This window comes from Anaerotalea alkaliphila (assembly GCF_010179735.1).
Taxonomy (GTDB): Bacteria; Bacillota; Clostridia; order Lachnospirales; family Vallitaleaceae; genus Anaerotalea; species Anaerotalea alkaliphila.
In genome coordinates this window covers 49,289-74,684 of the sequence record NZ_JAAEEH010000008.1, presented here as the reverse complement: position 1 = coordinate 74,684, position 25,396 = coordinate 49,289, and the positions used below count along the sequence as shown (strand labels likewise).

The window sequence follows — 25,396 nt, the reverse complement described above, 5'->3', positions numbered from 1 at the left end:
TCCAATCATGATTTTGTCCGGAGAGGGTCCCCCCTCTCCGGTTCAAATCATTTGTATTCCAGATTCCCCACAAGGTCGGTGAAAATAACGCCGAGGGCATGGGCGCCCGCATCCGGATGGCCCAAGCTCCGTTCGCCTACGGTGCCGGCCCTTCCCATCCTTGCCACAATGTTCTTCGTCTCCTCCGCCCCTTGCACGGCGGCGGCCGCCGCCTTGCGGAAGGCCGTCTCCAGGCTTTCACCCGCCCCTGCGCTTTGGGCCAGGACATCCGCAAAAGGGATCAGGGCGTCCATGAGGGTCTTGTCCCCCACGCCGGCACCTCTTCCGAAGGAACGTTTTCCGGTCAGCTGGATGCCTTCCACCGCGGCCTGCACCAGGTCCGCCAGACCCTGCAGGTCCAGGGACCGGGTGTTCCCGGCCTTTCTGCCGGCCGCCCGGAAGGCGGAGCCCCAAATGGGCCCCGACGCGCCTCCGCAGTGTTCCATGATGATCAGGGAGCAGGCTTCCAGGAACCCGCCGATGCCGCTTCCACCCTCAGCCACCAAGTCCTTCCACTCCCGTTTCAGTTGCCGGAATCCCTTGGCGACGCTCATGCCGAAATCCCCATCGCCCGCATGGGCGTCCAATTCGCAGAACGGCACCTCGTTGGCGATGATCACCTCACTCATCCGGTCCACCAGATAGACCACATTCTCCCATGTGATCCGGCCGCCTGTGACGGTGGCCCATTCCCGGGGACTCTCCACCACATGGGAACCTTCCTGGGTCGGTCCCTCCGCTTCCCCTTCCGGGAGCAGGATGGCATCCGCCTCCCCGGCGGCCATACGGAACCCCGGGGCTTCGGACTCCGCACCCAACAGGGTCTTCAATTCCCCATCCAGGGCCATGATGGAAAGGGATGCGCCGGCCATGTCGATGCTGGTCATATAGTTGCCCACGAAAATGCGGGCAATCCGCACGGACCGGCGGGCGAGCACCTTGCAGACCGCGTCATTGAACAGGTAGAGCTCCTGGAGGGGGGTTCCTCCAAAGCCGTTCACCAGCAGGGCGATTTCCGCTGCTTCCCCTTCCGGCAATCCCAGTTCCTCCAACAATGCGTCGGTCATGCGCTCCGCCAGGACGTCCGCGGCCTGCACGGCCTCCCGGCGGATGCCGGGTTCTCCATGGATGCCCACGCCATACTCCATCTCCCCCTCTTCCAGCCGGAAGGTGGGTGTCCCTTTGGCGGGGACCGTACAGGAGGTCAGGGCGAAGCCGATGCTTTTCACCCGGTCTGCGGCTTTCTGGGCCACCGCCTTGACTTCCTCCAGGCTGCGCCCTTCCTCCGCTGCGGCTCCCGCCACCTTGTGTACAAGGACGGTGCCCGCGACTCCCCGGCGGCCTACCGTATAGAGGCTGTCGTTCACCGCGATGTCGTCCCCCACCGTGATGTAGTCCACATCAAGACCGTCCTCCTTGGCCAAATACAGGGCATTGCGGAAATTCATCACATCCCCGCTGTAGTTCTTGATGATCAGAAGGGTGCCTTTTTCCCCTGTGACCGCCTTGATCGCCTGATACACCTGGATCTGGGAAGGGGAGGCGAAGACGTCCCCGCAGACTGCCGCATCCAGCATGCCCTTGCCCACGAATCCCGCGTGGGCCGGCTCATGGCCGCTTCCTCCGCCGCTGATGAGGCTGACCTTGTCCGGATTCAACTGTTTCCGCTTGATCACCTTGTATTTGGGCAACAGTTCCAGGGACGGATGGGCCTGGACGATGCCGCGGCACATTTCCTTCACGAAGGTTTCCGGCTTATTGATGATTTTTTTCATTCTTGTACCTCCTTCCGATGGCATCCGCTGCAAGGATGGCCGCCTGGACGTTTTCCGCTGTGACAGGGAAGGGCATGGCATGGATGGACTCTTCGGGGATGCAGGCCTTTCTGGCCACCGCTTCCAACTCTTCCGCGCCAAGGGTGTCCACTCCGATCTCCTCCAGGCAGACGGGCAGGCCTACGGATAGGCAGAACTCCAGCACCTCTTCCATTTCCTCTGTGGGTGCGTTCTCCAACACCAGCTGCACCAGCGTTCCGAAAGCTACCTTTTCCCCATGGAAATGCTTGTGGGTTCCCTCCAGGACGGTGAGGCCGTCATGCACCGCATGGGCCGCCGCCAAACCGCCGCTTTCGAATCCCAGACCCGACAGCAGGATGTTCGCCTCGATGATGTTCTCCAGGGCCGGGGTGCAGACCTTCTTCTCGGAAGCCGCCTTTGCCTTCGCGCCATCCGCCAGCAGGGTTTCATAGCACAGCCTGGCGAGAGCCAGGGCCGTTGCGGTGGGCTTTGCCGGAGGACAGGATCCGTCCAGCGCCCCGCAGGGCAGGCCCGCATTCACATTGGAGAAGGAGCGGGCGGTGGCCCTTGCCTCGAAATAGGTCGAGAGGGCGTCCCCCATCCCGGAAACCAGGAAACGGGTGGGCGCCTGGGCAATGACCGTCGTGTCGATCAGGACCACCGATGGATTCTGCTTGAAGTACGCATAGTCGTCGAAGGCCCCTTCCGGGGTATACAGGACCGACGAATGGCTGGTGGGGGCGTCCGTGGCCGCAATGGTGGGGACGATGATCAGTGCCTCCCCTTCCGCCACGGTCTTAGCGGTGTCGATCGCCTTGCCGCCCCCCAGGCCGATGGTGCAGGCGCAGCCGTTTTCCCCGGCCACCGCTTTCAGCCGGGCGACCTCCTGCCGGGAACATTCCCCCACAAATCCGCTGGAAACGAACGTTATTCCATAGCGTTCTGCCGTGGCGTCCAGCTGTTCCTGCACACGGGCCACATCATCCGGATGTGCGATCAACAGGGCCGAATCCCCGAATCCTTTCACAAAATATCCCAAATTCAAGAGCTCGTTTTCACCCTGAACATATTTGGACGGACTGATAAATGCTTTTCTCATCCACTTGACCTCCTATTGAATCTCGTTGACCTGTCCTGTTTCCATACCCTTATGATACCATAGGTGCAGGAAAACACATGGGCGGATGCCGACAGCTTTTTGCACTTTCAAAGTGTATTTTCATGACTTTATTGATTGAAATTGTAATTCCATCACCTTCATGCTATACTTTTTTCATAGCTTTACGCGGAAGGACGTGTTTTTTATGGATAAATTCAACATACAGAAGCTTCTGGACCTGGAGAAATGGCAGCATATCCAGGACAGCCTCTCCCAGGTCACCAGGTTGGCCCTGATCACCGTGGACTACAAGGGGGTGCCCGTCACCCGGCACAGCGGCTGCAGCACATTCTGCGACACGGTCCGGAAGGATCCTGTGCTGGCCGCCCACTGCAGGAAGTGCGATTCCAGGGGAGGGCTGGAGGCCGTCCGCACCGGGTCCCCCTACATCTACCTATGCCACTACGGCATCGTGGATGTGGCCGTCCCCATCACCGTGGACGACAACTACATCGGTGCGGTCATGGCCGGACAGGTGCTGCTGGCGGAAGAGGATGGCCCCCCGCATCTGGAGCGGATCCTCTCCCCTTCCCCCTTGCAGGAGGAACTGGTTCCCGTCCGCTCCTCCCTCCCCGTCCTGCCCTATGGGGAAATCCAGTCCATCGCCAAGATGCTCTTCCAACTCAGCAACTACATCGTGGAGGAGGCCATCGTAAAGAACCAGCTCCTCCATCCGGAAACTTCCCTGGGAAGCGCCCAGGGGCAGAGTCGGAAGAACTACCGCCGCTGGAAGGAGGACATGGCCGCCGCCCATACCAGCGCCTTGCTCCAGGAGGATCCAGACGCCCTCAAGGCATTGGTCCATCCCCTTCTGAAGCCTGCCATCAAGGAAATCCACACCCATAGGGACCGGAACATCCCCTTGACCGACCTGGCGGCCCTCTGCAAGGTCAGCCCCGGCTATTTCAGCCGGTTGTTCTCCAAGGAGTTGGGGGAAAGCTATTCCGACTACATCTCCAACCTGAAGATCAAATGGGCCACAAAGCTTCTCCTGGAGACGGACCTCTCCGTAACGGAAATCAGCGAAGCCCTGGGATTCGGCGAGTGTGGGTATTTCATCAAGAAATTCAAGAAGTCGGAAGGGGTGACCCCTCTGGTGTACCGGAAATATTTCCGCAACGCCTGACGGGCGCTTTCCAACCCCGGCATGACAAGGAGGTGGTTCCATGGCCGGTTCGACGGCAAACAGCATCAAGCGCACCTTCCTGGTCCTGGGAGGTTCCCTGTCCCTGGGGCTAGGCATCCTTGGGATTTTCCTTCCCGTGTTGCCCACCACGCCCTTCCTGCTCCTGACTTCCTATTGCTATGTGCGCAGTTCCAAGCGTCTGCACCGGTGGCTCATGGGGCACAGGATCTTCGGTCCCTACATCTACAACTATGTCACCTACAAGGCGGTGAAGCGGGAGGCAAAGATTGTGTCGTACCTGTTCCTCTGGGGGACCCTGCTGACATCCATGTTCCTGGTCCCCGTCCTGCATGTCCGCCTCTTCCTGCTGGCGGTGGGCTTGGGGGTGAGCATCCACTTGCACTTGCTGAAGACTTTGTTGGATTGAACGAAAGAGGGGAAGGGGCAACGGCCTGGGAATGCTGTTGCCCCTCTCCTATTGGCCGAGCACAAGGACGGTGGGAGCGGCTTGCCGTTTGCCGGCAACATCGCAATCCACATACGTGTAATTCCCCGTATGGGTCATGACCTCCACTCCCGCTTCTGTAAGGAGGACCGTCTCTTCGCATTTCGCCCCTTGGATGGTGGGGTTGAAGGCGTAGGACTCGTTTGCCGAAATCCGATGGCCGCACCCCCTTTTTGCCCTGAGCGCGCGGGGAGCATAGCCCGTCAAGCCCCCCTGGTGGTGTTCCTTATGCTCTAGAGGCCATCCCTGCACATCGTATTGGTGCAGCCCTTCCAGGAAGACATCCTCCAGGGTTCTTCCTGTTTCCAGGCCGTGGATGAATGCGGTGTGCACCATCCCGCAGGCCTGGTGCTTCAGGACCATTTCCCGGTCCATTCGCAGCAGGACATTCCTGGTCAGGGAGGCGACCAGACCTTTCCGCCTCCCGCAGACGCTGACCAGTGCATAGTTCTCCAGCCTGTTTTCGGTCATGACCGGATGCCGGTAGCGCAGCGCCCTGCGGTCGAAAGCCACCAGCAGGGTGATCGGCTCTATGTTGGCGCTCCAGAAGGCTTCCGAAATCCTGCCCGCCAATGCATATTCGCTGACGCCCATCCGCAAGTTCTTGCAGATGGATTCCACGATTTCCGCTGACTCCCTGCAAAGCTTCCGGTAATTCCCTATGTCGTGGGGCGAAAGGACCGTCCGCAGCCGGAAAAGTTCCGGCGCCAAATCCTCCTCGGAGGCGATCCTGCAACCCGATGCAATCCGCTCCACGATTGCCTCCCTTTCACGGTATGCGTACCATGGGTAGGACAACACCTGGACCTCTTCGTTCCCGTACAGCTGCTCCTCCATCAGACGGTCCGCCTCTATGTTTTCCGCCACCAGGAAGACCTGGTCCCGGGTGATGAACAGGCTGGCACAGGCTCTTGTGGAAGCCAATCCAATGAAACCGCGCCCCCCTGTGATGCAGCTGAAGTTGTCCTGGGACCGGATTTCCACACATCCGTACCCCTTGGCTTCAAGGGCTTCTCTGATTTTTCCGGTCTTGTGCCGGAAGTCTTCGCTCCTCTCCATGCCATCCCCTAGTATTCGCAGATTTCAGCGTTCAGCAACCTGCCAAGAATCCGCAATTCCTCGGCGATATCCTGGTAAGCGACTATGAAGTGGGGCTCCCAACCGTCCCGCACGCTCCGGTCCACAAAATCCATGGAAGGCCGCTCGCATTGGAAAACCAAAGAGGTTCCCAGGAACTGCTGGGGCTTGTCCAGGATCCTGCCTTTCGAGATGAAGAAGCGTATTGAACCGTCCGGTTTCCTGCCCACCCTAAACACGGTCGCGTGCTCCGCAGGTTTGCATCCGAACTCCATCGTCGGCCCTATTTTCCTGTTGGGATGCACCCCTGTCTCCGCTCCCTTGGAGGGGTGGGCGAGGCTGCAGGCCGCAGTGCCGCAGTGCCAGTAGGTGACCGTGTTTTCCTCCTTGTCCAGGGACACCGGATCCCCGAAGAACACGCTCTGGCCCGAGAGCCGCATCCCGATCAGCATGGACAGCGCCCCGTAGGCATCCGCTTCGCAGGCTGCCGCAAGCTGGTTGTCGTTCAACAGGCCCAGGACGCCGCAGACGGGAGTCCCGAATTCCACGAAGAAGTCCGGCCAGCACCGGGAAGAGATTGCGGCGATGTTGTTCTCCTTGATGAAATCGTTGTAGGCCTTGTACAGGCGGACGAAGTCCCGCACGTTCTCTTTGGGAATCGCATGCAGATGCAGCATCTTGCTTTCCGCCTCCCGCAGGGCATCGCCACATTCCTCCTCCGTAAGCTTCTTTGCCTTCTGCATCAGTTCCCGGACTTCCACCGCCATGTGCCCCATGCCGAAATGGCGGTTGATCTCCGCATCGATGCCCCTTCCGAAACCGAATCCCTGGGGGGTGTGTCCGATGGACGCCAGCGTCATGGACCTCAAGTCCTTTTTCAGCCTTGCGGCCGCCACAACCGCGGAAACCTTTCGGACCACCTCCGGGTCTTTTGGGGAACCCCAAATGTATTCGAAGTTGCCTTTGCCCAGATGGTGCATCAGGTTCCCCGCGGAATACGCCCCCGTCAGGGAGTTCAGCCGCAACCTTCCTCCGTCCACAACAGGTTCCTTAAGCGTCCACAACAGCACGTCCACATCCAGCCTCCGCAGGATCTCCGAAGTGTATTCCGAATTGGCGAAGGAATTGTTCTGGATGATGGCCAGGTCGCATGCCTTCCCTTCCAGAAAGGAGATCAAGTCCTGGATGGCAAGCAGCGGCGCCGGGGGCATCTCGATGTCCAAAGAAATTCCTTCCAACAGGGAAACCGACAATTCGAATTGCTGGTCGATGCTTTCCTTATGGAACGTGGGTACGCCGATCGGCAAGTATAATGCCTTGAAATTCTCCATCACATTTGCTCCTTATTTTTTTATTCCGTCGAACAGTTCCCTGAACGAGGATTTTTTCCTGTAGAATACCGGAATGTTTCCCAACTCCGCCTGCACCTTCACCCTTCCCCCGCCAAAGGACTCCTTGGTGAAGAGGTGGATCCACTCGTCCTCTGGAAGGAATACTTCCCATTCCACAGCACCTTCCTCATGGACAGGCGCCACCAGGAGGTCCCGGCCGAACAGGTACTCATAGGCCACATCCAGGCATTCCTCCTGGTCGTAATGCAGGAACAGGGGTCGCATGGCTCCAAGTCCCGTCTCCGCGTTTTCCCGGACCACCTGCCGTATGTAGGGCAGCAGCGCTTTCCGGATGCGGGTGAACACGGCGAACTGCTGCAGGCAGTGTTCGCTCTGGTCGTATTGGAAGTTCTCGTCCGGCCGGTTCCCCTCGTGGGTCCGCATGTAGGGGGTGAACACGGCGTATTCCAGATGCCTAAGCATCAGTTCCTCGTCGCGCACGTTCCCGAACAGGGAGGTGTATCCCCCCAGGTCGAAATGGGTCAGGCCGTTCCCCATGAGCCCCAGGGAGATGCCGGCGGGAATTGTGGAAGCCAGTCCGTCGTGGAGGGTGAAGTCCACGCTCTGGTCCCCGGCCCACAGGAGGGTGCAGTATTTCTGGCTGCCGATGCCTCCGGACCGCATGAAGAAAACCACTTCGCCCAACTTCCCGCTCTCCTGGATGGCTTCGTAATTGCATCTTGCCCAAAGGGCCGGGTATTGGTTGTGCATTTCCCTTCCGGTTTTTCCATTGAAGAACACCGCATCCACGGGCACATACTCCCCGAAGTCGGCCATCCATCCGCTGATGCCCAAATCGATCATGTTCCTCCGGATGACCTGCTTGTACCATTCCATGGCGTCCGGATTCGTGAAATCCATGGTGCCGCAGTGGAATTCGCCGAAATCGGCGATGTAGTCCCCCCCATCGGGGCGTTTGATGAAATAGCCGCGGGTCGAAGCATCCCTGAACATCTCCGTCCCTTCCAGCAGGTAGGGGTTGATGTATGCCAGGAACCGGATGCCGTCCTTGGCCAGGTCCTGGATCATTTTTTCGAAATCCGGATAGGCTTCCTCGTTCTTTTCCCATTTCCAGAACAGGCGCTTTCCGAAGGAAGTGATTTTCTTGCCGACCCAGTCCTGGCACCACACCCCGTTGACGTTGATTCCGTAGGCCTTCGCCTGGGCGACCTTCTCGTAGACCACATCGGTGCCGCCCTGCATGCCCAAGGTCACCCCCTCCAGCATCCAATCCGGAAGCGCCGGCTGGGTACCGAACATCCTGGTCACGGCATCCATCAGCCCCAGGAAGGAGCCGCTGGATTCGATCGCAAGATGTTCCGGTTTGCCCCAAACGGTGATTTGGGTATGGTCGTCTTCCGTAAAGTCGAAATCCGAATAGAAGGAAGTTTCCATATGCACCAGGTACTTGTTCTCCGATAGGAACGTGGGCTGGGGGTAGTTTGTGGTGTAGTAGTCCCCGCCGCCGATCCCCATGCGGTCCGCCTGGAAACTGATGAGGGAGGTGGGGTCCCTGCCCACGCCGGGTTCGGAAGTCCAAACCGGGAAATTCCGGCCTTTCAGGTTCAAATAGGAGAATTGTTCCCCGCAGCCGTAGAGACGCTCCCCCTTTTCCGACTGCAGGACGAAAAACAGCCGGTTGACGGCATCATCCGTTTCGATGGAATCGATGACCAGGCGGTCTCCCTCCATCCGCATCCGCAGGGATACCTGGCAGCCGCAGTTGCTGAAGACGGCCCTGTCGCCTGAAAACTCCACCTGTTTCAGCGGGATTTTCTCCACCACCTTGTCCTTGATCTTGAAATCCCCATAGTGCTGTTCGATCCGCTCTTTTCCAATACCCGCATACAGGAAGGGACGTTCCGCCGTGTGCTCGATGATTGTCCAACCATCCTTCCCTACGGAAAATGTGTTGTTGCCTTTGATCAATCGCATACTGTTGCTCCTTTTGTTTATCCATGTCACCTAGAAAGAATCGTGCAGTTCCGCTTCATGCAATTCCTCTTCATGCGCCTGGTTCATTTTGTCCACCTTCCTGTTCACTTTCGTGAAGGACCAAACCAGTACCACCGTCAGAACCAGGATCACCAGGCTGATGGGACGCTTGAAGAAGATCAGCAGGTCTCCGTCATAGATGATCATGCTGTTGATGAAATTCTGTTCCATGATGGGTGCCAGGATCATGCCCAGCATGATGGGAATCACCGAAATGTCCAGTACCGTCAGGATGTAGCTCAAAACCAGAATGCCGAGCATGAGGATTATTTCATAGGGGGAGCCGTTTGCCGCAAAGGCTCCGGCGAAGCAGAAGGCGATGATCAACGGTCCCAGATAGCTGTACCGGACCTGTACGATTTTCGCCACCTGCTTCGTGAAAATGACGCCGATCAGATACAGCAGGATGTTTGCGATCAGGATGCCGCAGATGATGGCATACGCGGTGGTGGCCTGTTTCGTGAACATCGTGGGCCCGGGGATTATGCCGTGCAGGATGAAGGCGCCCAGAAGGATGGCGGTCACACCGTCCCCAGGGATTCCCAGCGTGAGCAGCGGAATCATGGCGGTTCCCACGACGGCGTTGTTGCTGGCTTCCGCGGCAGCTACACCTTCCAGGCTCCCTTTCCCGAATTCCTCCGGATGCTTCGAAGCCCGCTTGGCTTCATTGTAGCAGAGGAATTGTGCGACCCCACCGCCCACGCCAGGCATGGTTCCGATCAGGGAAGCGATTGCGGTGGACCTGAAGATTGCCGGCAGTATGGATTTCCGCTCCTTCCCCGTGATGCCTTCGTTGTCGATTTTCGAGACCTCTTCGTGTTTTCCCTTGGCGTTGATGAAGTCCCTGGACTTGACCATCACCTGGGTCAAGGCAATGAAGGCGATCATCGCCGGCATGATGGTGATGCCTTCGTAGAAAAGCATGGTGTTGAAGGAGAACCTGGAAACCCCCGTGACACTGTCCAGTCCCACCACGGAGATGAACAGGCCGATCAGGCCGCCGATCACCCCTTTCAGGATGTTGCTGGAACTGACCCCCGCAATCAGGGAAATGCCTAGGATCGCCAACGCATAATACTCCGTGGAAGTGAAATTCGACACCATTTTGGAAATGAATCCGGAGGTGAACAGCAGCAGCAGGGAGGCAAGCACGCCCCCGACAACCGATGCGAACAGGGAGACATCCAAGGCCTTTTTAACCTTCCCCTTCTTGGCCAGGGGATACCCGTCGAACGTCGTCGTGATGGCAGCATTGGTGCCCGGCGTGTTCAACAGGATTGCACTGATCGACCCTCCATACATGCCGCCCACATACACACTCAACAAGGCGATGATCGCCGTGGACGGGGATGTGAAGGAATAGGTCAGCGGCAGCAGCAGAATGATGCCCAGGGTTACCGTCAATCCCGGGATGCATCCCACAACCACACCCAAGAGCAGGGACAACACGATCACCAGTAAATTGGACAGGGACAAAACTTCCAACAATCCGTTGAATACAGCATCCATGATTTAACCTCCAAAGGCAGGCAGAGATATGTTGAAAATCTCTATGAACAAATAGTAGACCCCGATTCCACCTGCAAGCGTAAAGATATAGATGAACGGCTTCCTTTCCCCAAGGGCATGCAGCAGCAGGGGCAGGACCACCACGACTCCCACGATGTAGCCGAATTGGACCATGAGGATGCCGAACAGCAACACCAAACCGAGTACCAGCAAACCGGCTTTCTCGACCTTGAAGTCGAAGACCACCACTTTTTCCCTCTTGAAGACCAGGCTTTCCACGATCAAACCAATGGAACAGAGCAGCATGCCGGAAAGGACCAGATAGGGGATGATGCGCGGGCTTGGTCCGCCGGTGTCAAAGGTTGGAATCGCCACTTGCGCAGGAACCAGCAGCAGCAGGATGATGCTTAAAACTCCAAATATAATACCACTTGTCAAATTCGTCTTAATCCTCACGAAGGACCCTCCCTAATCTTGAACATGCCTGGAGGAGAGGGCGGCTGGCAAACACGCGCACTCCCCTCCAGGATGTTCAGGCATTGTTCCTTTCTTAGTTTCCGCTCAACAGGCTGTAGGCGTTGACGGCTCTTTCAATGGCTTCCTCCATATGGCCGACCGCATCCTCGCCATAGATTTCCACACGGTTCAGCCCGATTTCCGTCATCCACCCGCTGAACTCTTCCGTATCCCAGACCGCCTTGCTGATTTCGATCACCTTGTCGACCCATTCCTGGTCTGCTCCTGTCCGTCCTGCTATGAATCCCCCTGCAGGAAGGATGGAACCCGTGTAATCCTTGTTCGCGTCCAAAGCGGACGGCTTGTTTTCAACCAGCCCCGGAACGCTCACCGGGCCGTCAGGGCCCACAAATCCTTCAAAGCCTTCCTCGGAGAACGCAAGCAGGCCAACCAGTATCCCGGCTTCGATTTCCTCCATGCCGGCTTGTGTGGTTCCTACGAAAACGTCCACTTCCCCCGTCACCAGCCCCTGCTTTTGGGCGGCGCCTCCATCATAGCCGACAACCGTCACTGAACCGCCGTCCATGGCCACCAGGGAACCGAGCGCCAGGTGGGGGTCCGACAAGGGGTTGCCGCCGGACATTTTCAGCGTTCCCGCCTTGGCCTTTTCCATCACTTCTTCCAAAGTCGTTCCGGGGGAAGCATACACAATCCAGGTCCTGTCGTCCACCGTTGCGATGGGAAGGAACGCATCCAGGTCGAAAGGCACCTGCTCCGTTCCGAACTGCTTGCCCAATTCATGCCTGTACGCGTTTCCGTAACCCAACTGGAACAGTTCCTTGCTGTTCGGGTCCACATTCTGGTAGTAGGCCGCAGCGACGAAGCCGTCTCCCCCCGTCTTTTGTTCCACGATGAAGTCATACTCGGGGTACAGGTCTCCCGCAACCTTCGCATATTTTCTTGCGATGGCGTCCGCCGTTCCGCCGACACCATAGGGGCAGATGATTTTCACCACCTCTTTCCTTCTGGGTGCGCCCGACTCCGATCGGCACCCTGTTGCGACAGCCAAGAACGAGAACAGCAGGACGAACACCAACATTGATTTCACAACCTTTTTCATAACTTTTTCCCTCCTGAAAACATGTTTGTAGGATTATTTATATTTTTTGGCAAAATCGCCAATTGCCAACCTTTTTGGGGGCTATGCCTCCATGGTCACGTCCTGTCCCGCCTGCCCGGAGCCGCCGGAATCGTAGAAGAAGGTTCTCAAAGCCAACGCCGCCGGACCTAGCGCACTGTTTTTCGGGTCCAGATTCGAGAGCTTTATCTTCACCTTGGTATGAACACCCAGGTATGCGTCCACCTTCTCCCGGATCATCTCCAGGATGGCCCGCTGGTTGAAAATCTGCCCGTAGACGCAGACATATTCCGGATCGAAGAGGATGATGCTGTTGACCAGGGCTTTCGCGAAATAATCATATCTGGGTTCGAAAATGTTGATGATGGTTCCATCCCCTTTTTCCATCAGCTCGTTCACCTTTGGATAATCGATGGTGTACAGCTTCCTGTCCAGGACAAGGTGGCTGTAGGGTTCCCCCAGACGTTCGATGTCCTTGACGATTCCCTTCTCTGAAATCAGGGACTCCAGGCAACCTCTCCTGCCGCAGCGGCAGGTCGTATCCGCATCGGTGTCCACCAGGGTATGCCCGATCTCACCGGCCGTGTTGTTGTGGCCGTAGACGATCCGGCCGTTCTGGATGATGCTCATCCCCAAACCGGGACCGTACTTGACGAACAGGAAATCTTCGCTCATCATTTGCCTTGCGAAATCCATCTGCGCAATCGCCAGCGCCTTGACGTTGTTCTCCGACACTACCCTGAGTTGCAGACTGGATTTGATTTTTTCTTCGATCTGTCCCATATGCAGGTTGTCCTTGACGCCGATGTAACTGATGCCGAAGCCAAGCACCGCACTTTTATCGATTCCGTTGTCCCAGAGGATGCGGAGGCTTTTCTCAACAACCTGCCCGACCAGTTCCTCCTCTTCATATTGTGCTTCGCCATCGAAGGCATGGAAATGGGTATCGATCGTTTCCGCCAGGATGTTGTTGAGGGACAGGACGAAATGCGTCTCGCTGATGGACAATCCCAACACATACCCGAACTTCCTGTTGATTTCCAAGAGCACCTTCTTTCGTCCGATGACGCCGCTTTCCTGGTAACCCCTTTCCACTATGAGCTCTTCCTCCATCATCTCCCCGACGATGCCGGTGATTGCCGCCTTTGTCAGGCTCATCTGGTCCGACAGGTCCTTTCTGGAAATCTCCCTTTCATTCCGTAGAATCCGCAGTATTTTGCTGCGGTTCTGCATTTTCACATGATTTGCGTTCAATCCCTTTTTCGTCATCGTTCCACTCCTTCTATGGCACACAACCAGCAAACCGGCCCGAAAAGATTTTGGTTAAGGTAGTGCACCAAATATCTACCCCTTGCAAAGCTTTGTTTTAGTGGGTTTTTTTCTTTCTTATACTTTTTTATCTCATTTTGTTAACTCATTTAACTATTTGCTTGTGCTTATTATATCCTCTCCAGGAACAGCTGTCAAGCCCCTTTTGTCAATATGACCAAAAAATCCGAACAAACACCACGCGCATTGTGCGAAACAGCCTCCCCTTGCATGCGGCGTTACCGAAATCCCGGCATCCTTCGGCGATTTCCTCAGCCAGGAAGCCCGAACCAGCGGTCAGGCACGCAAAATGCCGAGCCCCACGCAATCATGGGAACTCGGCATTTCAGCGGTGCCAGGCACTGTGAACGGATGTTCACAGTGCCTGGCACCGCAGCACGTCCATCCGATGGAGCGCCCGGGTCATGGCCACGTAGAGCAGCTTCACGTCCAGGTCCTCCTTTGTGTAACTTTCCTCCAGGGTCACGATGAGGACGGCGTCGAACTCCAGCCCCTTGGACAGGTAGGCCGGCAGGACCACTATCCCTTTTCCCTGGTGGTCCTCCTTGCTGTCCAGCAGGATGGCTTCCCATCCCGGTTCCTTGCCAAGCGCCTGGTGGATTTTCCTGCACTCCGCCGGCGTCTTCCCGATCACCGCAATCGAGCGGAAACCTTCCTCCCGGTATTCCAAAAGCCTGTCCTTCATGGCCGCCAGCACCTCCTTGGGCGAACTAAACGCAAGGTCCTCAGGAGCCTTGCCGTGCCGAACCACGGGCCTAGCCAGCACCAGTCCGTCCACATCCGCCCCCCGGATCACTCCGTTGGCCATCTCCATGATTTCGATGGTGGTCCTGTAGCTCTGCTCCAGGGTCAGGTACTGGCTTTCCTCCTTCCCGAAAATCTCCTCCAGCACATAGCTCCACTCCCGTATACCCCGGTGGCCGTGGATCCCCTGGCTCAGGTCTCCCAGGATGGTGAAGAGCTTCGTGTTGAAAACCTCCTTGAGGATCTGGAACTGGAAATGGCTGAAATCCTGGGCCTCGTCCACCACCACATAGCGGATGTCCGGATCCTTGGAAAAACCGTAGATCCGCTTCCGCAGATAGGCCAGCGCGGCCAAGTCCTCCACCTCCAACCGCTTCCCGTCCAGAAGCTCCCCCGCATGGCGGCAGCAATGGACCAGTGCGTCGGAATCCAGGAGATTCCCCGCATAGAACCCCAGCACATCCGGATCCCCCATCAGTTCCCGGTAATAGGAAGCCAGGTCCTGTTTCGGGAAGAGGCCCATGAACTTCTTCACCGCAGTGGTTGCCTCCTTCTTCACCGTTTCCAGGGTCCTGTCCCGCTCGTCCATCAGTGCCACCAACTTATCCCGGCGGACCTCCCCTTCCGGCTCCGTATCCCGGATCCTGTCGATCCTATTGTTGAAGTCTTCCTCCACCTCTTCCAGAATCCGCTTCTTCTCCCCCTTCACCAGGAAGGCAAGATATTTCTTCACCTGCTCCACCCGCTTGTAGAGGGGCAGGTATGCATACTCCTCCAGCATCAGGGCCCGGAGGGCTCCTGTATCCAGGAGAACCTGCCCTCCCAGGGTGAACTCCGCCTCCGGGACGAAGGCCGGCGCCAGGTCCTGGACATAACGCTCCAGCACTTCCCTGAAGGCCAGGGAACCTTTGAAGGCCGAAACCTTCCGGATCAGCTCCTTGGCTTTTTTCCCCTCCGGGGCGGCCGCCGGCTCCAGGAGGGCCAGCAGTTTGGCGTCCGGGTCCTCCACCTTCCACTTCAAGCCCACCAGGTCCAGGATGCAGTCCACATAGGTGGTCTGGACCACTTTGTCCACCCCCAGCTCCGGCAGGACCTCCGAGATGTAGTTCAGGAACAGCCGGTTGGGGGCGATGATCATGAACTGCTCCGGATGGAAACTTTCCTCATAGGTGTAGATCAGATAGGCGATCCGGTGGAGGGCGATGGTGGTCTTCCCGCTGCCCGCCACCCCTTGGACCACCAGGGGCCTGTCGATGGGCGCCCGGATGATGGCGTTCTGTTCCGCCTGGATGGTGGATACGATCTCCTGGAGCCGGTTGTCCCGGTTCTCCCCCAGGGACGCCTGGAGGAAGGTGTCCGTGGTGGTGATGTCGATGTCCATGATGTCTTTCAGCGCGGCATCCTCGATGGTGTACTGGCGCTTGAGCAGAAGCTCCCCGTGGAGGGTTTCCTTCTCCGTTTCGTAGGACACCTCCCCCAGGCGTCCGTCGTAGTAGACGCTGGCCAGAGGGGAGCGCCAGTCCAGAATCATGGGAATCTCCCAGTCAGGCCGCAAAAGGGACATCTTCCCGATGTAGAATTTTTCCACCTTCCCCTTTTCCAGCTCCCGGAAGTCGATACGGGCGAAATAAGGTTTCTTCCTGGCCCGCAGGAGTCCGTCGAAATTCTTCTCCAGCTCGTCCAGCAGCTTGGCGTGGAGGAGGATGGTCACGTAGCTCAAACTGCTGTCCAGATGATCCAGGTCCACGAAGGCCTGCCGGATCTCCTCCTTGTGGGAGCCCCGCCTGTGTTCCGCGGCCTTCACCGCCTCCTCCACGTAGAGCAGCGTCTCCTTCAGCCGCTCCATCTCTTCTTTGTAAGCCGGATGTTCCTGTAAAGCCATGGCAATGCTCCTTTCCTAAAAAACCGCGTAAAAAAGGCATCCCTTCCGCCGCCTACCGTTTGGTTGGCCTGCATGGGACGCCGGTCCTGGTCATTATACGAAATTTCGGGATGCCGGTCAACCGTTTTGTTCCGCTGGAAAATCCCCCAGCACCCGGTTCCTGCCCTCTTCCTTTGCCCTGTAAAGGTGCTTGTCCACCCGCTGCACCAGGCTTTCCATGGACTCTCCCGTCCTCCTTTGGGCCACGCCGAAGCTGCAGGTCACGGAAGGCACCCCAGGCACCCGAAGGTCTTCCGCCTTCTGGCGGAGCCGCTGGGCCACCTCCCGGGCATAGTTGATTTCCGTTCCCGGGAGCAGGACCACAAACTCCTCTCCGCCCCAGCGGGCGAACACATCGGACTCCCGGATGTTTTTCCGCACCATGTCGGCCACCCCCACGATCACCCGGTCTCCCGCCATGTGTCCATGCCTGTCGTTGACCTTTTTGAAATGGTCCAGGTCGAACATGATGATTGAAAAGGGATTGCCGGCGTTTTCCTTCCCGTCCTGCCAGCGGCGCATCTCCACATCCAGCTTGGCCCGGTTGTAGGCCCCGGACAGGTGGTCCACCATGGAAAGGTACAGGAGTTTCTTGTTAGCCAGATACTGCCTCCGCATGTGCCGGTGGTTGCGGTAGGTGACCACGCTGCAAAGGACGTTCACCAGAAGCAGGTAGACGACGGATGCATGGAACTCGTTCCGGTCCACAGCGGGATTATGGACCAGGCTGCCGGCCACGAACCCGATGCTCAGGGTCACGAAAACGACGAGATTGTTGATCCATCGGTTGGGTACCAAAACCCCCGCCAGAATGATCACCATGACCCCGAAGGCCTGGATCAGGATGTCCCCCCCTTCGTACCGGGACAGGATGTACAGGAAGAGGGCCACGCACAGCAGCTCCATGCCTGTGATCCAGCAGGACAGCCGGCGGTAGTCCTTCCAGGACTTCATGGACAGGTGCAGCAGCGTGGCCAGCAGAAGGAACAGGACCCGGGCCAGGGCGATGGGCAGGAATTCGTCCATCGCCCGGAAATGCAGGTAGTCTGGAAGCAGGAACAGCAGATGCAGGACCCCCAGCATCAGGACTGCAGGGCGCACGAAACGGACCGACTTCTCCATGTAGTCGGCAAAAAATTCCCTTTCCATGTCCTTCCGGGAAAACTCCCCCAAAAGATTCAACGTGTTGCCTGTCATAAGCCAAGCGCCTCCCATTCCAACAGCAGTCCATTCGTTTCCAGTCTCAAAGCGGGCTTTGCGCACCGATGCGGCTGGGCGAAAAAAAAGCCAAGCCGCCATGCAATAATCATGTGCGGCTTGACGATCATAGCCCGAAAGGCCTTAGACTCACAGCTTTGCGTCCCCGGCTTTCACCGGGTTTGCCGGGTGTTCAATTGAACCATATTATACCATAGGGAGCAGTTGATGAAAAGCGTTTCTTCCAATTCCAAACAACCCGTAAACAGCCGCCAGACCGTTTCCGGCTTGGCGGCTGTTCCACTGGATTATGGGAGGACAACAAAAGTTGCGTCAATGTCTTTTTCTGCGGAGCACAAGACCGCTGCCCAGGAATGCTGTACCCAGCCCCAGGAACAAACCGACGGGAGTCCCCCCCGCTTGGGGAAGTTCTTCCTGTTCCAGAGCCACTGTCAGCTCCAGTTCCGGTTCCTCCACCGCCTCCGGCAGTGGTTGCTCTTCAATGACCGTCTCTTCCGTTTCAGGCTCAGGTTCCGGTGCCGGTTCCTCTACTGCCACCGGAGACTCGGGAATAGTCGTTTCCGGAAGTTCGACCTCCGGTTCCGTCGATGGTGTTGTGATCTTGCTGGTGGAGCTTCCGGTCCTGTCCGCAGACCATTGGGCATACAGCACGATATCCGCCGTCATGGAAATGCTGTCGCCTGGGTTGAAGGAGACGCCACTTCCATTGGCCGCCGTGTTCCATCCAACAAAGCTGTAGCCGCTTCTGGCGAAGGTGTTGGCCAGCACGATTGCCGATCCTTCTTCCCCATAGGGGCTGGCCGGATCCGTCATGGTTCCAGTGCCTCCGTTTGCGTCATAGGCAAGGGTGAACGTCGCCAGCTCCGGATCCCCACCGTTGTCCTCCACTTCACCCCAAAGGGCATAGAGGGTGACGGGGCCGTTCATGGTGATGGTGTCTCCCGGTTGATAGGAAGCCCCTTCCACCAGGCTGTCCGTCCAACCTGTGAATTCATATCCTTCGGGCGCCGTGAAGGCATTCTCAAGAACCGTGGCGTCCATTCCTTCTCCGTAAGGGCTGGCCGGATCCGTCATGGTCCCTGTGCCGCCGTTGGCTTCATAGGTCAGCGGATACGTCGTCGGAGGCGGATCCCCACCGTTGTCCTCCACTTCATCCCAAAGGGCATAGAGGGTGACGGGGCCGTTCATGGTGATGGTGTCTCCCGGTTGATAGGAAGCTCCTTCCACCAGGCTGTCCGTCCAACCTGTGAATTCATATCCTTCGGGCGCCGTGAAGGCATTCTCAAGAACCGTGGCGTCCGTTCCTTCTCCATAAGGGCTGGCCGGATCCGTCATGGTCCCTGTGCCGCCGTTGGCTTCATAGGTCAGCGGATACGTCGTCGGAGGCGGGGTGCTTCCAAAACGGGCCGTATAGGTCGCGTTTGCCGCAACATTGCTTTCCGACCGGGTTGCATCCGGATTGTCGTCCGGGGACCAGTATTGGAAGAAATATCCCGGATCCGCAACCGCCGTGACCGGTGTGGTGTCGTGTCCCGGCCAGATGTATTGGACAGGGTTCCCTTGGATCGCCCCTCCCGCATCGGCCAAATATTGCACGATGTGGATTCCATCGATGGTTACGCCGTATATGTTGTGCCCACCCGCCCCCTGGGCTCCTCCACCAACCAGGATGTCGAAGGAAATCGGGAACAGGATGTCTTCATAGTCCAGTGCCAGCACCGCAAAAGCCGCATCCTTGTGGGCGTCTTCCCTGTCGATGGTCATGACCGTGACTCCGTTGACCTTCAGTGCGGACTCGCTTGTGGTCGCATACTCAACGGATGCGCCAACTTCGCTTCCATCCGCATTCCTTACCCTGTTTATGTTGTGGACCGTTGTGACCACAGCCAGATAGAGCTTGTCTCCTTTGACCCAAGCCACCCCGGCTGTGGAATGCTTGTTCGTCGATGTACCGCTCCATTCCAGGATGGTGGAATCCGACGTGTACGTGGAGAGCGCCTGCACTTCCGGCATGGCAACCACACTGGCGGCCACCATCAACGTCACTGCCAACAGCAATGAAAGCACTTTTCTCAAATTCTTCTTCATACTTCTCGCCTCCTTATGTACAGTTGTTGTCCGTTTGCGAGTCGACTTGCTGCAAATGCCCGCCCGGCCAATGAACACGCATGCTGTGCATGCGTTCTTGTCGGGAGGGCACCTCCGGGTCCGATCGGATCCGGACACGCTTTCCTTCCCAACAAAAAAATCAAGCTGCAAGGTTGTTCCCAACGTTGCAGCTTGACGATCATAGCTTTGCCAGCCTTAGACTCATAGCTTTGCGTCCCCAACTTTCGCTGGGTTTGCCCATGAAATTGTTTGTTCTTTTTGTTTCTATTCCATGGCCACATTATAACATATATTCCAGGTCCTTGTCAGCTGTATTCTTATATTTTCTTGATTTGGCTCAAGTCGTCGGTAAATTTCTTGTTTTTTTGTTTTTTTCCGTTCAATCCTTGGACAGGAAACGGCCGCCTGCCTCTTGGGGAGCCGGCGGCCATTCCACGGTACCATTGTCTCTTCCTATTTATTCCTTCTAATGTCCCCTCGTCCGTCCCATCACCCGATGTGCCATCGGTTCCGTCGCCTGGATGTCTCCACTTCGGTCGTCTTTTCCGCCTGCTTGCATGTCTTCATTCCCGTGATCGGTCCTGTCTTCTTGTCTGCCTCAGTTTCCGTCCCATGGTGCGGTGTCTTCTTGTCGCTGCGGATGTCTGTGGAGGAAATCCGTGAACAAGGCTGTTCATCGGGTGCCGGCTGCCACTGCCCCCGAAAATAAATCAAGCCGCAAAGTCGTTTCCAACGTTGCAGCTTGACGATCATAGCCTGTTCAGCCTTAGACTCATAGCTTTGCGTCCCCTGCTTTCGCAGGGTTTGCCAAATAGATGGGATTATGGAACACGCTCCGCCATGCCTTGAGCGGAACTACGGATGCGTGCACTTGTTTATCTATTTGTATTCTATGAATCTATTCCCTGCGGCTATTATAACACAAACTTTTCATTTTAGGAAGCCGTATTCCAACATTTTCTTGATTTTCCTTTAATATTCGGCCTGTTCACGAATCCCCGTCCAAATTGCACGGAACTTCTCATGGGGGTCCTCCTTGTCGATGTCCTCCCCCTTGGCATAAGAGAAGAAGCGGATTTCCTTCTGGCGGTCGTTGACCAAGGCCTTGCTGGCAATCTGGGGACCGCTGTGCCGCACCATGCCTGTCATGGCCACGGGTACGAACGGCTGTATGTTTCTAAGAAAGCGCATCCCTAATCCTCCTCGTATAATAAACTCAAACTTCGCAGATTAAAAGTCCGTATGAACCTTGAAAATTCAATAAAACTGGCAATAAAATAGCATGAAACCACCGTGTTTGATATAATTGAATCACGAAAAACAATCCATCAAACGGAGGCTCATGCTATGACAAAAAGTATAACACAAAACTTCCTGAGTGATAAGGACATTTCTTCGGTGATTGAGAGATTTTCCAAGACATACCGGTTGGCCGGGATTCTGAAATCCTGCAACGCCTACAAGGCCAAAGGGTATCCTGCCGTCTCCCTGTTCCTGCACTTGTTGGGAGTTGTATTCACCAACCGTTCCATGTACATGAACTTCCTGACCGGGAAACATACCGAGGCCTTCGGAAAGACTCCTGTCGAAAGTCTATGACCACGTGTCCCACACCTACAAGAGAGGCTTTAGGCTCCTGACCTTGGGATGGTCGGACGGGAACACGTTCCTCCCTGTAAACAGCGCCCTTCTCGCCTCCGAGAAGACGTCGAACCTTTACCAGGGAATGCAGGCTGGAATCGACAAGCGCACGCTCGGCTTCAAGCGAAAGGCCTTGGCCCAAACCAAGGCCACAAAGGTGATGATGGACCTTTTGGACCAGGCAAGGCAGGGAGGCCTGCAGGCTTCCCATGTCCTTTTCGACACATGGTTCTGCAGCCCGTCCACTATCCTCGAGGTCAAAAGTCGCCAGCTTGACGTGATTGCGATGGCCAAGAAGTCGGCCAAAACATACTACACATACAATGGCGTCAGGCAACCGTTGACCAAAATCTACCAGTCCTCAAAGAAACGCAGGGGACGAAGCAAATATCTGCTTTTGCTGGAAATCCTCATCGAAAAGGACGGCAAGAGCATCCCGGCGCGGCTTGTCTGTGTCCGAAACCGCAACAAGCGAAAGGACTGGCTGGCGCTGATTTCCACGGATATCACAATCAACGAAGAGGAAATCATCCGGCTGTACGGAAAACGCTGGAACATTGAGGTCTTCTTCAAGGTCTGCAAATCCTATCTCAGACTGGCCAAGGACTGCCGCAGCCTGTCCTATGACGCTGTTTCGGCACATGTCTCCATTGTGTTTTCTCGATATATCCTGCTGGCAGTGGAAAACCGGAAGGAAACCGACCAGCGGAGTTTTGGAGAGCTGTTCTACAGCGTAACCGATGAAATGGAAGACATCACCCTGCAGGAGGCCATGCTGATGTTGATGCAGGCATTCCTTTCAACGATAGAAGACAAACTGTCACTGACCGAACGGCAACTGAACGAGTTCCTGGATGCCTTTTTCATGAACCTTCCCCAGCCACTGCAACTGGGGTTGAAGCGCTGTGCCTGAATGCTTTTGGGGTATATCGGCTCCATTGCCAGGTATTGAATTTTCAAGGTTCACAAGGAAAACTCAACTGCGAAGTTTGAGTTCGTTATTACTTGGTCGAAGCTGCCGGGTCTGTAATGCGAAACGAACCTGTTTATCGAGAATACTATCTCAAAAAACATCATGAAGTTCCAAAGCATCAACACAAGCGAGCCCTCGTTCTTACAGCAAGAAAATTAGTGCGCATGGTGGATGTGCTACTACGCAACCACCAACTCTATGCACCGGAAAGGAGTGTATAGTATCGACGAAATGATCGATGCGCATATCCTTTCAAACAACTAATCCAATTGGGATTGTTAAGTGTTGCCTTCTTTAAGAAAATACGTAAAATAATTATAAAACTTCATATTGACTTATTACCACAAGTCTTCACGACGACCAGCAGCATGGACATGTCCTCCTTGGCCATCACCTCATGGGTGACGTTGGCCGGCATGGCCACCACCTGCCCGGCTTTGACCTCCACCGTTTTTCCGCCTATGGTCACCAGTGCGGTTCCCCGGTGGATGTAGACGAAGGCGTCCCCTGGGGCCGCATGGGGCGGGAGTCCCTCCCCTTTTCCGAAGGCAAGGGCCGTCATTCCGACCCCTTTTTTCCGGGCCAGGGTCCGGGCGTCGATCTGGCCCTCCTTGGGGGATGCCAGGGCATCGAAATCCATGGCTTGGGCCATCTCCATGTTCTTGATCATTTCTTGCATGCAGCTCTCCTTTCCAGCTCGTGTGTCTGTTGCGTCCATTGTACCGCATCCGTCCCGGATCCACCGTAGCCGGGGGTGCCCCGCGGAAGTTCCTCAGGATGCCATTTCCTTCAGCTGCAGCACCTGCTTCTCCGTGCCCATGACGATCATCGTATCCCCTTCCCCCAGGACTTCATCGGAGTTGGGATTGAATCGCATCCTGCTGCTTCCGGCCCCCTTGATCGCCAACACGACCAGACCCGTCCTCTCGGGAATCCTGGCTTCCCGCAGACGCACGCCCGCAAGGGCGGAACCTTTGCGGATCAGCACCTCTTCCAGGTCCAGCGTCACATCCCCTGCCTGGGTGATCACATCCAAAAAGGAGATCAGGCTGGGGCGAAGGATGGAGGCGGCCATCCTTCGGCCTCCAATCTCATTGGGGGAGACGGTCTTGTCCGCTCCCGCCTTTCTAAGCTTTTCATGGGAATTCTTCTCGATGGCCCTGCTGACGATGTAAATCCCCTGGTTCATCTGCCGGGCCGTCAGCACGGCGAACACGTTGTCCGCATCGCTGGAAAGACTGCTCACGATCCCCTTGGCCTTCTGGATGCCTGCCTCCTCCAGAACATCCTCGTGGGTGGCATCCCCCCGGATGGTCAGGACTCCATCCCTCCGCAGCTCTGCCACCTGCTTGTCGTCCGTCTCGATGACCACAAAATCGGTTCCGCTCTTCTCCATCTGCCGGATTACGATCTGGCCGATTTCTCCGGCACCGCAGATGATGTAGTGGTCCTTCAGCTCCTTGATTTTCGCTTCCATCCGTTTCCTCCTCCAGGCATCCTTCATGTTCCCTTCGAAAAAGAGGGAAACCATCCCGGTGACCCCATAGCCGACCACACCCAGTCCCGTAAAGATGAGGAACACAGAAAAGAGTTTGGCCGCCACAGTCATCTCCCCCACCTCGCTGAACCCTACAGTGGAAATGGTGTTCACCGTCATGTAGAAGGCATCCACAAAACCCACATCCAGCAGATGCATGTAGCCCAGGATGCCCACCAGATTCAGAACCAGGAAGGCCCCCAGGAGCAGGGTCATTTTCTTGTTGTCTTCCATCGGCGTCTCCTTGTCTTGGTCGTCGGCCTGCGCAGGTGCGGTAGTTTCTGCTTTTACTTTAGTTTCTTTTGGAGGTCCTGTCAACCACGGACATCTTTCATCGGCGAAAAAACGAAAAAAAGGAGCTTCGCACCGATTCATCCGGTGCGATGGCTCCAATGACAACAAGGCGTGCCGCATGCCGCGGCGGTTGTCCACAGCCCGGCGTCTGGTAGGGACGCATGGGCCACGGGGGTTTCCTGTTCGTTTTTAGAAGTTTTCCAGCAGGTGCTTCTCCGCCTGGGCGCACCAGAGTCCCCGGTTGTTCCTGAGGATTTCGGCCAGCGCCTCCAGCTTCGGGTCCTCCTGCTTCGTGCCCTGCAACTCTGCAAGGTCCGTCAGGGGCATCCGGACGCTGTTGTAGATCAGCTTCTTCCCTCCGGGGATTTGGGGAAGCCGCAGGGTGGTGTCGATGCAGCTGTCCAGCCCGCCCACATGGGTGATCATGACGGCCGGGTTGATCAGTCCCTTGGAGGACATCTCCAGGGACTCCCGCATGTCGTCGTCGTTCCCGCCAGTGGACCCCATGATATGGGTGGGGGTGTAGTGCACGTTGTAGAAATTCACCTCCGCCTTGAAGGCTGTGTCCGTGGGACCAGCGAAGAAGTTGAGGCAGCCGTCCTTGCCCAGCAGGCTGTCCGCCGATTCCACCAGGGCCCGGACGGGAGCGTAAACGAAGATGTCGTCATAGCCGGTGCCCTCCGTCAGGTCCAGGAGATGCCCTTCCGGCGCCGTGGCCGGATTCACGAACACCAGCCGGACGCCTTCCTTCAGGGCCTCCTCTTCCAGAAACAACTTCCTGGCCCTTTCCAGCCGGTTGTCGTCCACGTCCGTCACCACCAGCAGTCCGGGCTTCCTGTCGCAGTGCAGGGCGTAGTCGATGGCGCCCAGGCCCATGGGGCCGGCTCCGGCCAGCAGGGCCATCTTGCCTCCCTCCACGATTCCCATGTGGTGGACGTACTTCCCCGTCTCCGTATGGTAGTTGGAGTGGAAGCCACCGATGATGCAGGACATGGGCTCCGACAGGGAGGCCTCGTAGAAGCTCTCCCCCTGATAGTCCAGCAGGAATCCCAGCTCCATCACCTCGTTGGGGATGATGGTGTAGGTGGCGTCCCCCCCGAAATAGGGAAAGGAATAGCCCGGGGCGTAAGGGCTGCCCTTGTAGTTCAGGGCCGGCTGGATGGCGAACTTCTGGCCCGGCTGGAACTGGTGGCTCCATTTCGCCCCCACCTCCACGATCACCCCGGAGAACTCGTGCCCCATGATGGTGGGGTTGGTGGCGATGTCCTCGGGGACCCGCTTGTGCTTGCTCCCCTGGATCACTGCCTTGTAGGTGGACATGCAGATGCTGTCGGACACCACCCTAGCCAGGATCTCGTCCTCCTTGATGGAGGGTAGTTCGAACTTCTCAAGACGCAGGTCATTGACCCCGTACAATCGTACCGCTTCTGTAATCATAG

21 protein-coding genes, 1 pseudogene and 3 riboswitches are annotated in these 25,396 nt (G+C 56.8%); of the genes and pseudogenes, 5 read left to right on the top strand and 17 right to left on the bottom strand.

All coding sequences use genetic code 11. The annotated features are described in order from the left end of the window. Positions 1-47: 47 nt before the first annotated feature. Positions 48-1,814, bottom strand: a complete 1,767-nt coding sequence (gene dhaK, locus GXN74_RS04520) for a dihydroxyacetone kinase subunit DhaK (protein WP_162369736.1) — start codon at positions 1,812-1,814, stop codon at positions 48-50. Then, positions 1,795-2,934: a glycerol dehydrogenase gene (locus tag GXN74_RS04515; RefSeq protein WP_162369735.1), complete on the bottom strand. Its 1,140-nt coding sequence runs from the start codon at positions 2,932-2,934 to the stop codon at positions 1,795-1,797. Before GXN74_RS04515 ends, dhaK begins: the two co-directional genes overlap by 20 nt. 205 nt (positions 2,935-3,139) lie before the next feature. Here GXN74_RS04515 and GXN74_RS04510 point away from each other — a divergent pair, with 205 nt between their 5' ends. Beyond that, on the top strand, positions 3,140-4,120 hold the full coding sequence (locus GXN74_RS04510) for an AraC family transcriptional regulator (protein WP_162369734.1): 981 nt from the start codon (positions 3,140-3,142) through the stop codon (positions 4,118-4,120). A gap of 40 nt (positions 4,121-4,160) precedes the next feature. Next, entirely contained in the window at positions 4,161-4,547 is a 387-nt protein-coding gene (locus tag GXN74_RS04505) for a YbaN family protein (RefSeq protein WP_162369733.1), read from the top strand. Between the two features lie 48 nt (positions 4,548-4,595). On the opposite strand, the gene GXN74_RS04500 is transcribed toward GXN74_RS04505, so the two are convergent. From GXN74_RS04500 to GXN74_RS04445, 12 genes are all read right to left on the bottom strand, one after another. Beyond that, the gene (locus tag GXN74_RS04500; protein ID WP_162369732.1) at positions 4,596-5,684 is read right to left on the bottom strand and encodes a M24 family metallopeptidase; all 1,089 of its coding nucleotides are present in this window, start codon (positions 5,682-5,684) and stop codon (positions 4,596-4,598) included. An 8-nt stretch (positions 5,685-5,692) separates the two neighbouring features. Then, a complete protein-coding gene (locus tag GXN74_RS04495; RefSeq protein ID WP_162369731.1) occupies positions 5,693-7,033 on the bottom strand; it encodes a fucose isomerase in 1,341 nt (446 codons plus the stop codon). 12 nt (positions 7,034-7,045) lie between these two features. After that, positions 7,046-9,058 (bottom strand): alpha-glucosidase, encoded by a 2,013-nt coding sequence (locus tag GXN74_RS04490; protein WP_343032790.1) that lies wholly within the window; start codon positions 9,056-9,058, stop codon positions 7,046-7,048. Further along, positions 9,059-10,597: a tripartite tricarboxylate transporter permease gene (locus GXN74_RS04485; protein ID WP_162369729.1), complete on the bottom strand. Its 1,539-nt coding sequence runs from the start codon at positions 10,595-10,597 to the stop codon at positions 9,059-9,061. It abuts the gene before it with no gap. A 3-nt stretch (positions 10,598-10,600) separates the two neighbouring features. Then, complete coding sequence (locus GXN74_RS04480) at positions 10,601-11,053, bottom strand: tripartite tricarboxylate transporter TctB family protein (protein WP_162369728.1); 453 nt, start codon at positions 11,051-11,053, stop codon at positions 10,601-10,603. 94 nt (positions 11,054-11,147) lie between these two features. Continuing rightward, positions 11,148-12,173 carry a type 2 periplasmic-binding domain-containing protein gene (locus GXN74_RS04475; RefSeq protein WP_162369727.1) on the bottom strand — a complete coding sequence of 342 codons (1,026 nt, stop codon included), beginning with the start codon at positions 12,171-12,173 and terminating at the stop codon, positions 11,148-11,150. Positions 12,174-12,254: 81 nt separating this feature from the next. Continuing rightward, positions 12,255-13,460 (bottom strand): ROK family transcriptional regulator, encoded by a 1,206-nt coding sequence (locus tag GXN74_RS04470; RefSeq protein WP_162369726.1) that lies wholly within the window; start codon positions 13,458-13,460, stop codon positions 12,255-12,257. 415 nt (positions 13,461-13,875) lie between these two features. Continuing rightward, the gene (gene helD / locus GXN74_RS04465) at positions 13,876-16,146 is read right to left on the bottom strand and encodes an RNA polymerase recycling motor HelD (protein WP_162369725.1); all 2,271 of its coding nucleotides are present in this window, start codon (positions 16,144-16,146) and stop codon (positions 13,876-13,878) included. A 117-nt stretch (positions 16,147-16,263) separates the two neighbouring features. Then, complete coding sequence (locus tag GXN74_RS04460; RefSeq protein ID WP_162369724.1) at positions 16,264-17,382, bottom strand: GGDEF domain-containing protein; 1,119 nt, start codon at positions 17,380-17,382, stop codon at positions 16,264-16,266. A 111-nt stretch (positions 17,383-17,493) separates the two neighbouring features. Next, positions 17,494-17,579: riboswitch (cyclic di-GMP riboswitch) on the bottom strand. A 136-nt stretch (positions 17,580-17,715) separates the two neighbouring features. Continuing rightward, the gene (locus GXN74_RS04455) at positions 17,716-19,491 is read right to left on the bottom strand and encodes an InlB B-repeat-containing protein (protein WP_162369723.1); all 1,776 of its coding nucleotides are present in this window, start codon (positions 19,489-19,491) and stop codon (positions 17,716-17,718) included. 183 nt (positions 19,492-19,674) lie between these two features. Next, a riboswitch (cyclic di-GMP riboswitch) is annotated at positions 19,675-19,760 on the bottom strand. A 241-nt stretch (positions 19,761-20,001) separates the two neighbouring features. Then, positions 20,002-20,265: a hypothetical protein gene (locus GXN74_RS04450; protein WP_162369722.1), complete on the bottom strand. Its 264-nt coding sequence runs from the start codon at positions 20,263-20,265 to the stop codon at positions 20,002-20,004. Beyond that, positions 20,246-20,331, bottom strand: a riboswitch (cyclic di-GMP riboswitch). Its footprint overlaps the gene before it by 20 nt. A 153-nt stretch (positions 20,332-20,484) precedes the next feature. Next, positions 20,485-20,703 carry a hypothetical protein gene (locus GXN74_RS04445; RefSeq protein ID WP_162369721.1) on the bottom strand — a complete coding sequence of 73 codons (219 nt, stop codon included), beginning with the start codon at positions 20,701-20,703 and terminating at the stop codon, positions 20,485-20,487. Positions 20,704-20,910: 207 nt separating this feature from the next. Between GXN74_RS04445 and GXN74_RS14420 the strand changes: the two genes are divergently transcribed. The 3 genes and pseudogenes from GXN74_RS14420 to GXN74_RS04435 form a co-directional block, all read left to right on the top strand. Then, the gene (locus GXN74_RS14420) at positions 20,911-21,111 is read left to right on the top strand and encodes a thioredoxin domain-containing protein (protein WP_246208586.1); all 201 of its coding nucleotides are present in this window, start codon (positions 20,911-20,913) and stop codon (positions 21,109-21,111) included. Between the two features lie 4 nt (positions 21,112-21,115). After that, positions 21,116-22,066 carry an IS4 family transposase gene (locus GXN74_RS04440; RefSeq protein WP_343032789.1) on the top strand — a complete coding sequence of 317 codons (951 nt, stop codon included), beginning with the start codon at positions 21,116-21,118 and terminating at the stop codon, positions 22,064-22,066. An 80-nt stretch (positions 22,067-22,146) separates the two neighbouring features. Beyond that, positions 22,147-22,347: pseudogene (locus tag GXN74_RS04435) on the top strand (IS110 family transposase); the annotation flags it as partial. A 104-nt stretch (positions 22,348-22,451) separates the two neighbouring features. On the opposite strand, the gene GXN74_RS04430 reads toward GXN74_RS04435, so the two are convergent. The 3 genes from GXN74_RS04430 to GXN74_RS04420 all read right to left on the bottom strand — a co-directional run bounded on the left by GXN74_RS04430 (position 22,452) and on the right by GXN74_RS04420 (position 25,394). Next, positions 22,452-22,805: a cupin domain-containing protein gene (locus GXN74_RS04430; RefSeq protein ID WP_162369720.1), complete on the bottom strand. Its 354-nt coding sequence runs from the start codon at positions 22,803-22,805 to the stop codon at positions 22,452-22,454. Positions 22,806-22,898: 93 nt separating this feature from the next. Then, a complete protein-coding gene (locus GXN74_RS04425) occupies positions 22,899-23,897 on the bottom strand; it encodes a potassium channel family protein (RefSeq protein WP_162369719.1) in 999 nt (332 codons plus the stop codon). 249 nt (positions 23,898-24,146) lie between these two features. Beyond that, entirely contained in the window at positions 24,147-25,394 is a 1,248-nt protein-coding gene (locus GXN74_RS04420; protein WP_162369718.1) for a zinc-binding dehydrogenase, read from the bottom strand. Positions 25,395-25,396 lie beyond the last annotated feature (2 nt).

Coding starts and splice junctions, on each gene's coding strand:
- dhaK (WP_162369736.1), bottom strand. CDS start 1,814: ATGAAAAAAATCATCAATAAGCCGGAAACCTTCGTGAAGGAAATGTGC.
- GXN74_RS04515 (WP_162369735.1), bottom strand. CDS start 2,934: ATGAGAAAAGCATTTATCAGTCCGTCCAAATATGTTCAGGGTGAAAAC.
- GXN74_RS04510 (WP_162369734.1), top strand. CDS start 3,140: ATGGATAAATTCAACATACAGAAGCTTCTGGACCTGGAGAAATGGCAG.
- GXN74_RS04505 (WP_162369733.1), top strand. CDS start 4,161: ATGGCCGGTTCGACGGCAAACAGCATCAAGCGCACCTTCCTGGTCCTG.
- GXN74_RS04500 (WP_162369732.1), bottom strand. CDS start 5,684: ATGGAGAGGAGCGAAGACTTCCGGCACAAGACCGGAAAAATCAGAGAA.
- GXN74_RS04495 (WP_162369731.1), bottom strand. CDS start 7,033: ATGGAGAATTTCAAGGCATTATACTTGCCGATCGGCGTACCCACGTTC.
- GXN74_RS04485 (WP_162369729.1), bottom strand. CDS start 10,597: ATGGATGCTGTATTCAACGGATTGTTGGAAGTTTTGTCCCTGTCCAAT.
- GXN74_RS04475 (WP_162369727.1), bottom strand. CDS start 12,173: ATGAAAAAGGTTGTGAAATCAATGTTGGTGTTCGTCCTGCTGTTCTCG.
- GXN74_RS04470 (WP_162369726.1), bottom strand. CDS start 13,460: ATGACGAAAAAGGGATTGAACGCAAATCATGTGAAAATGCAGAACCGC.
- helD (WP_162369725.1), bottom strand. CDS start 16,146: ATGGCTTTACAGGAACATCCGGCTTACAAAGAAGAGATGGAGCGGCTG.
- GXN74_RS04460 (WP_162369724.1), bottom strand. CDS start 17,382: ATGACAGGCAACACGTTGAATCTTTTGGGGGAGTTTTCCCGGAAGGAC.
- GXN74_RS04455 (WP_162369723.1), bottom strand. CDS start 19,491: ATGAAGAAGAATTTGAGAAAAGTGCTTTCATTGCTGTTGGCAGTGACG.
- GXN74_RS04450 (WP_162369722.1), bottom strand. CDS start 20,265: ATGATCGTCAAGCTGCAACGTTGGAAACGACTTTGCGGCTTGATTTAT.
- GXN74_RS04445 (WP_162369721.1), bottom strand. CDS start 20,703: ATGCGCTTTCTTAGAAACATACAGCCGTTCGTACCCGTGGCCATGACA.
- GXN74_RS04430 (WP_162369720.1), bottom strand. CDS start 22,805: ATGCAAGAAATGATCAAGAACATGGAGATGGCCCAAGCCATGGATTTC.
- GXN74_RS04425 (WP_162369719.1), bottom strand. CDS start 23,897: ATGGAAGACAACAAGAAAATGACCCTGCTCCTGGGGGCCTTCCTGGTT.
- GXN74_RS04420 (WP_162369718.1), bottom strand. CDS start 25,394: ATGATTACAGAAGCGGTACGATTGTACGGGGTCAATGACCTGCGTCTT.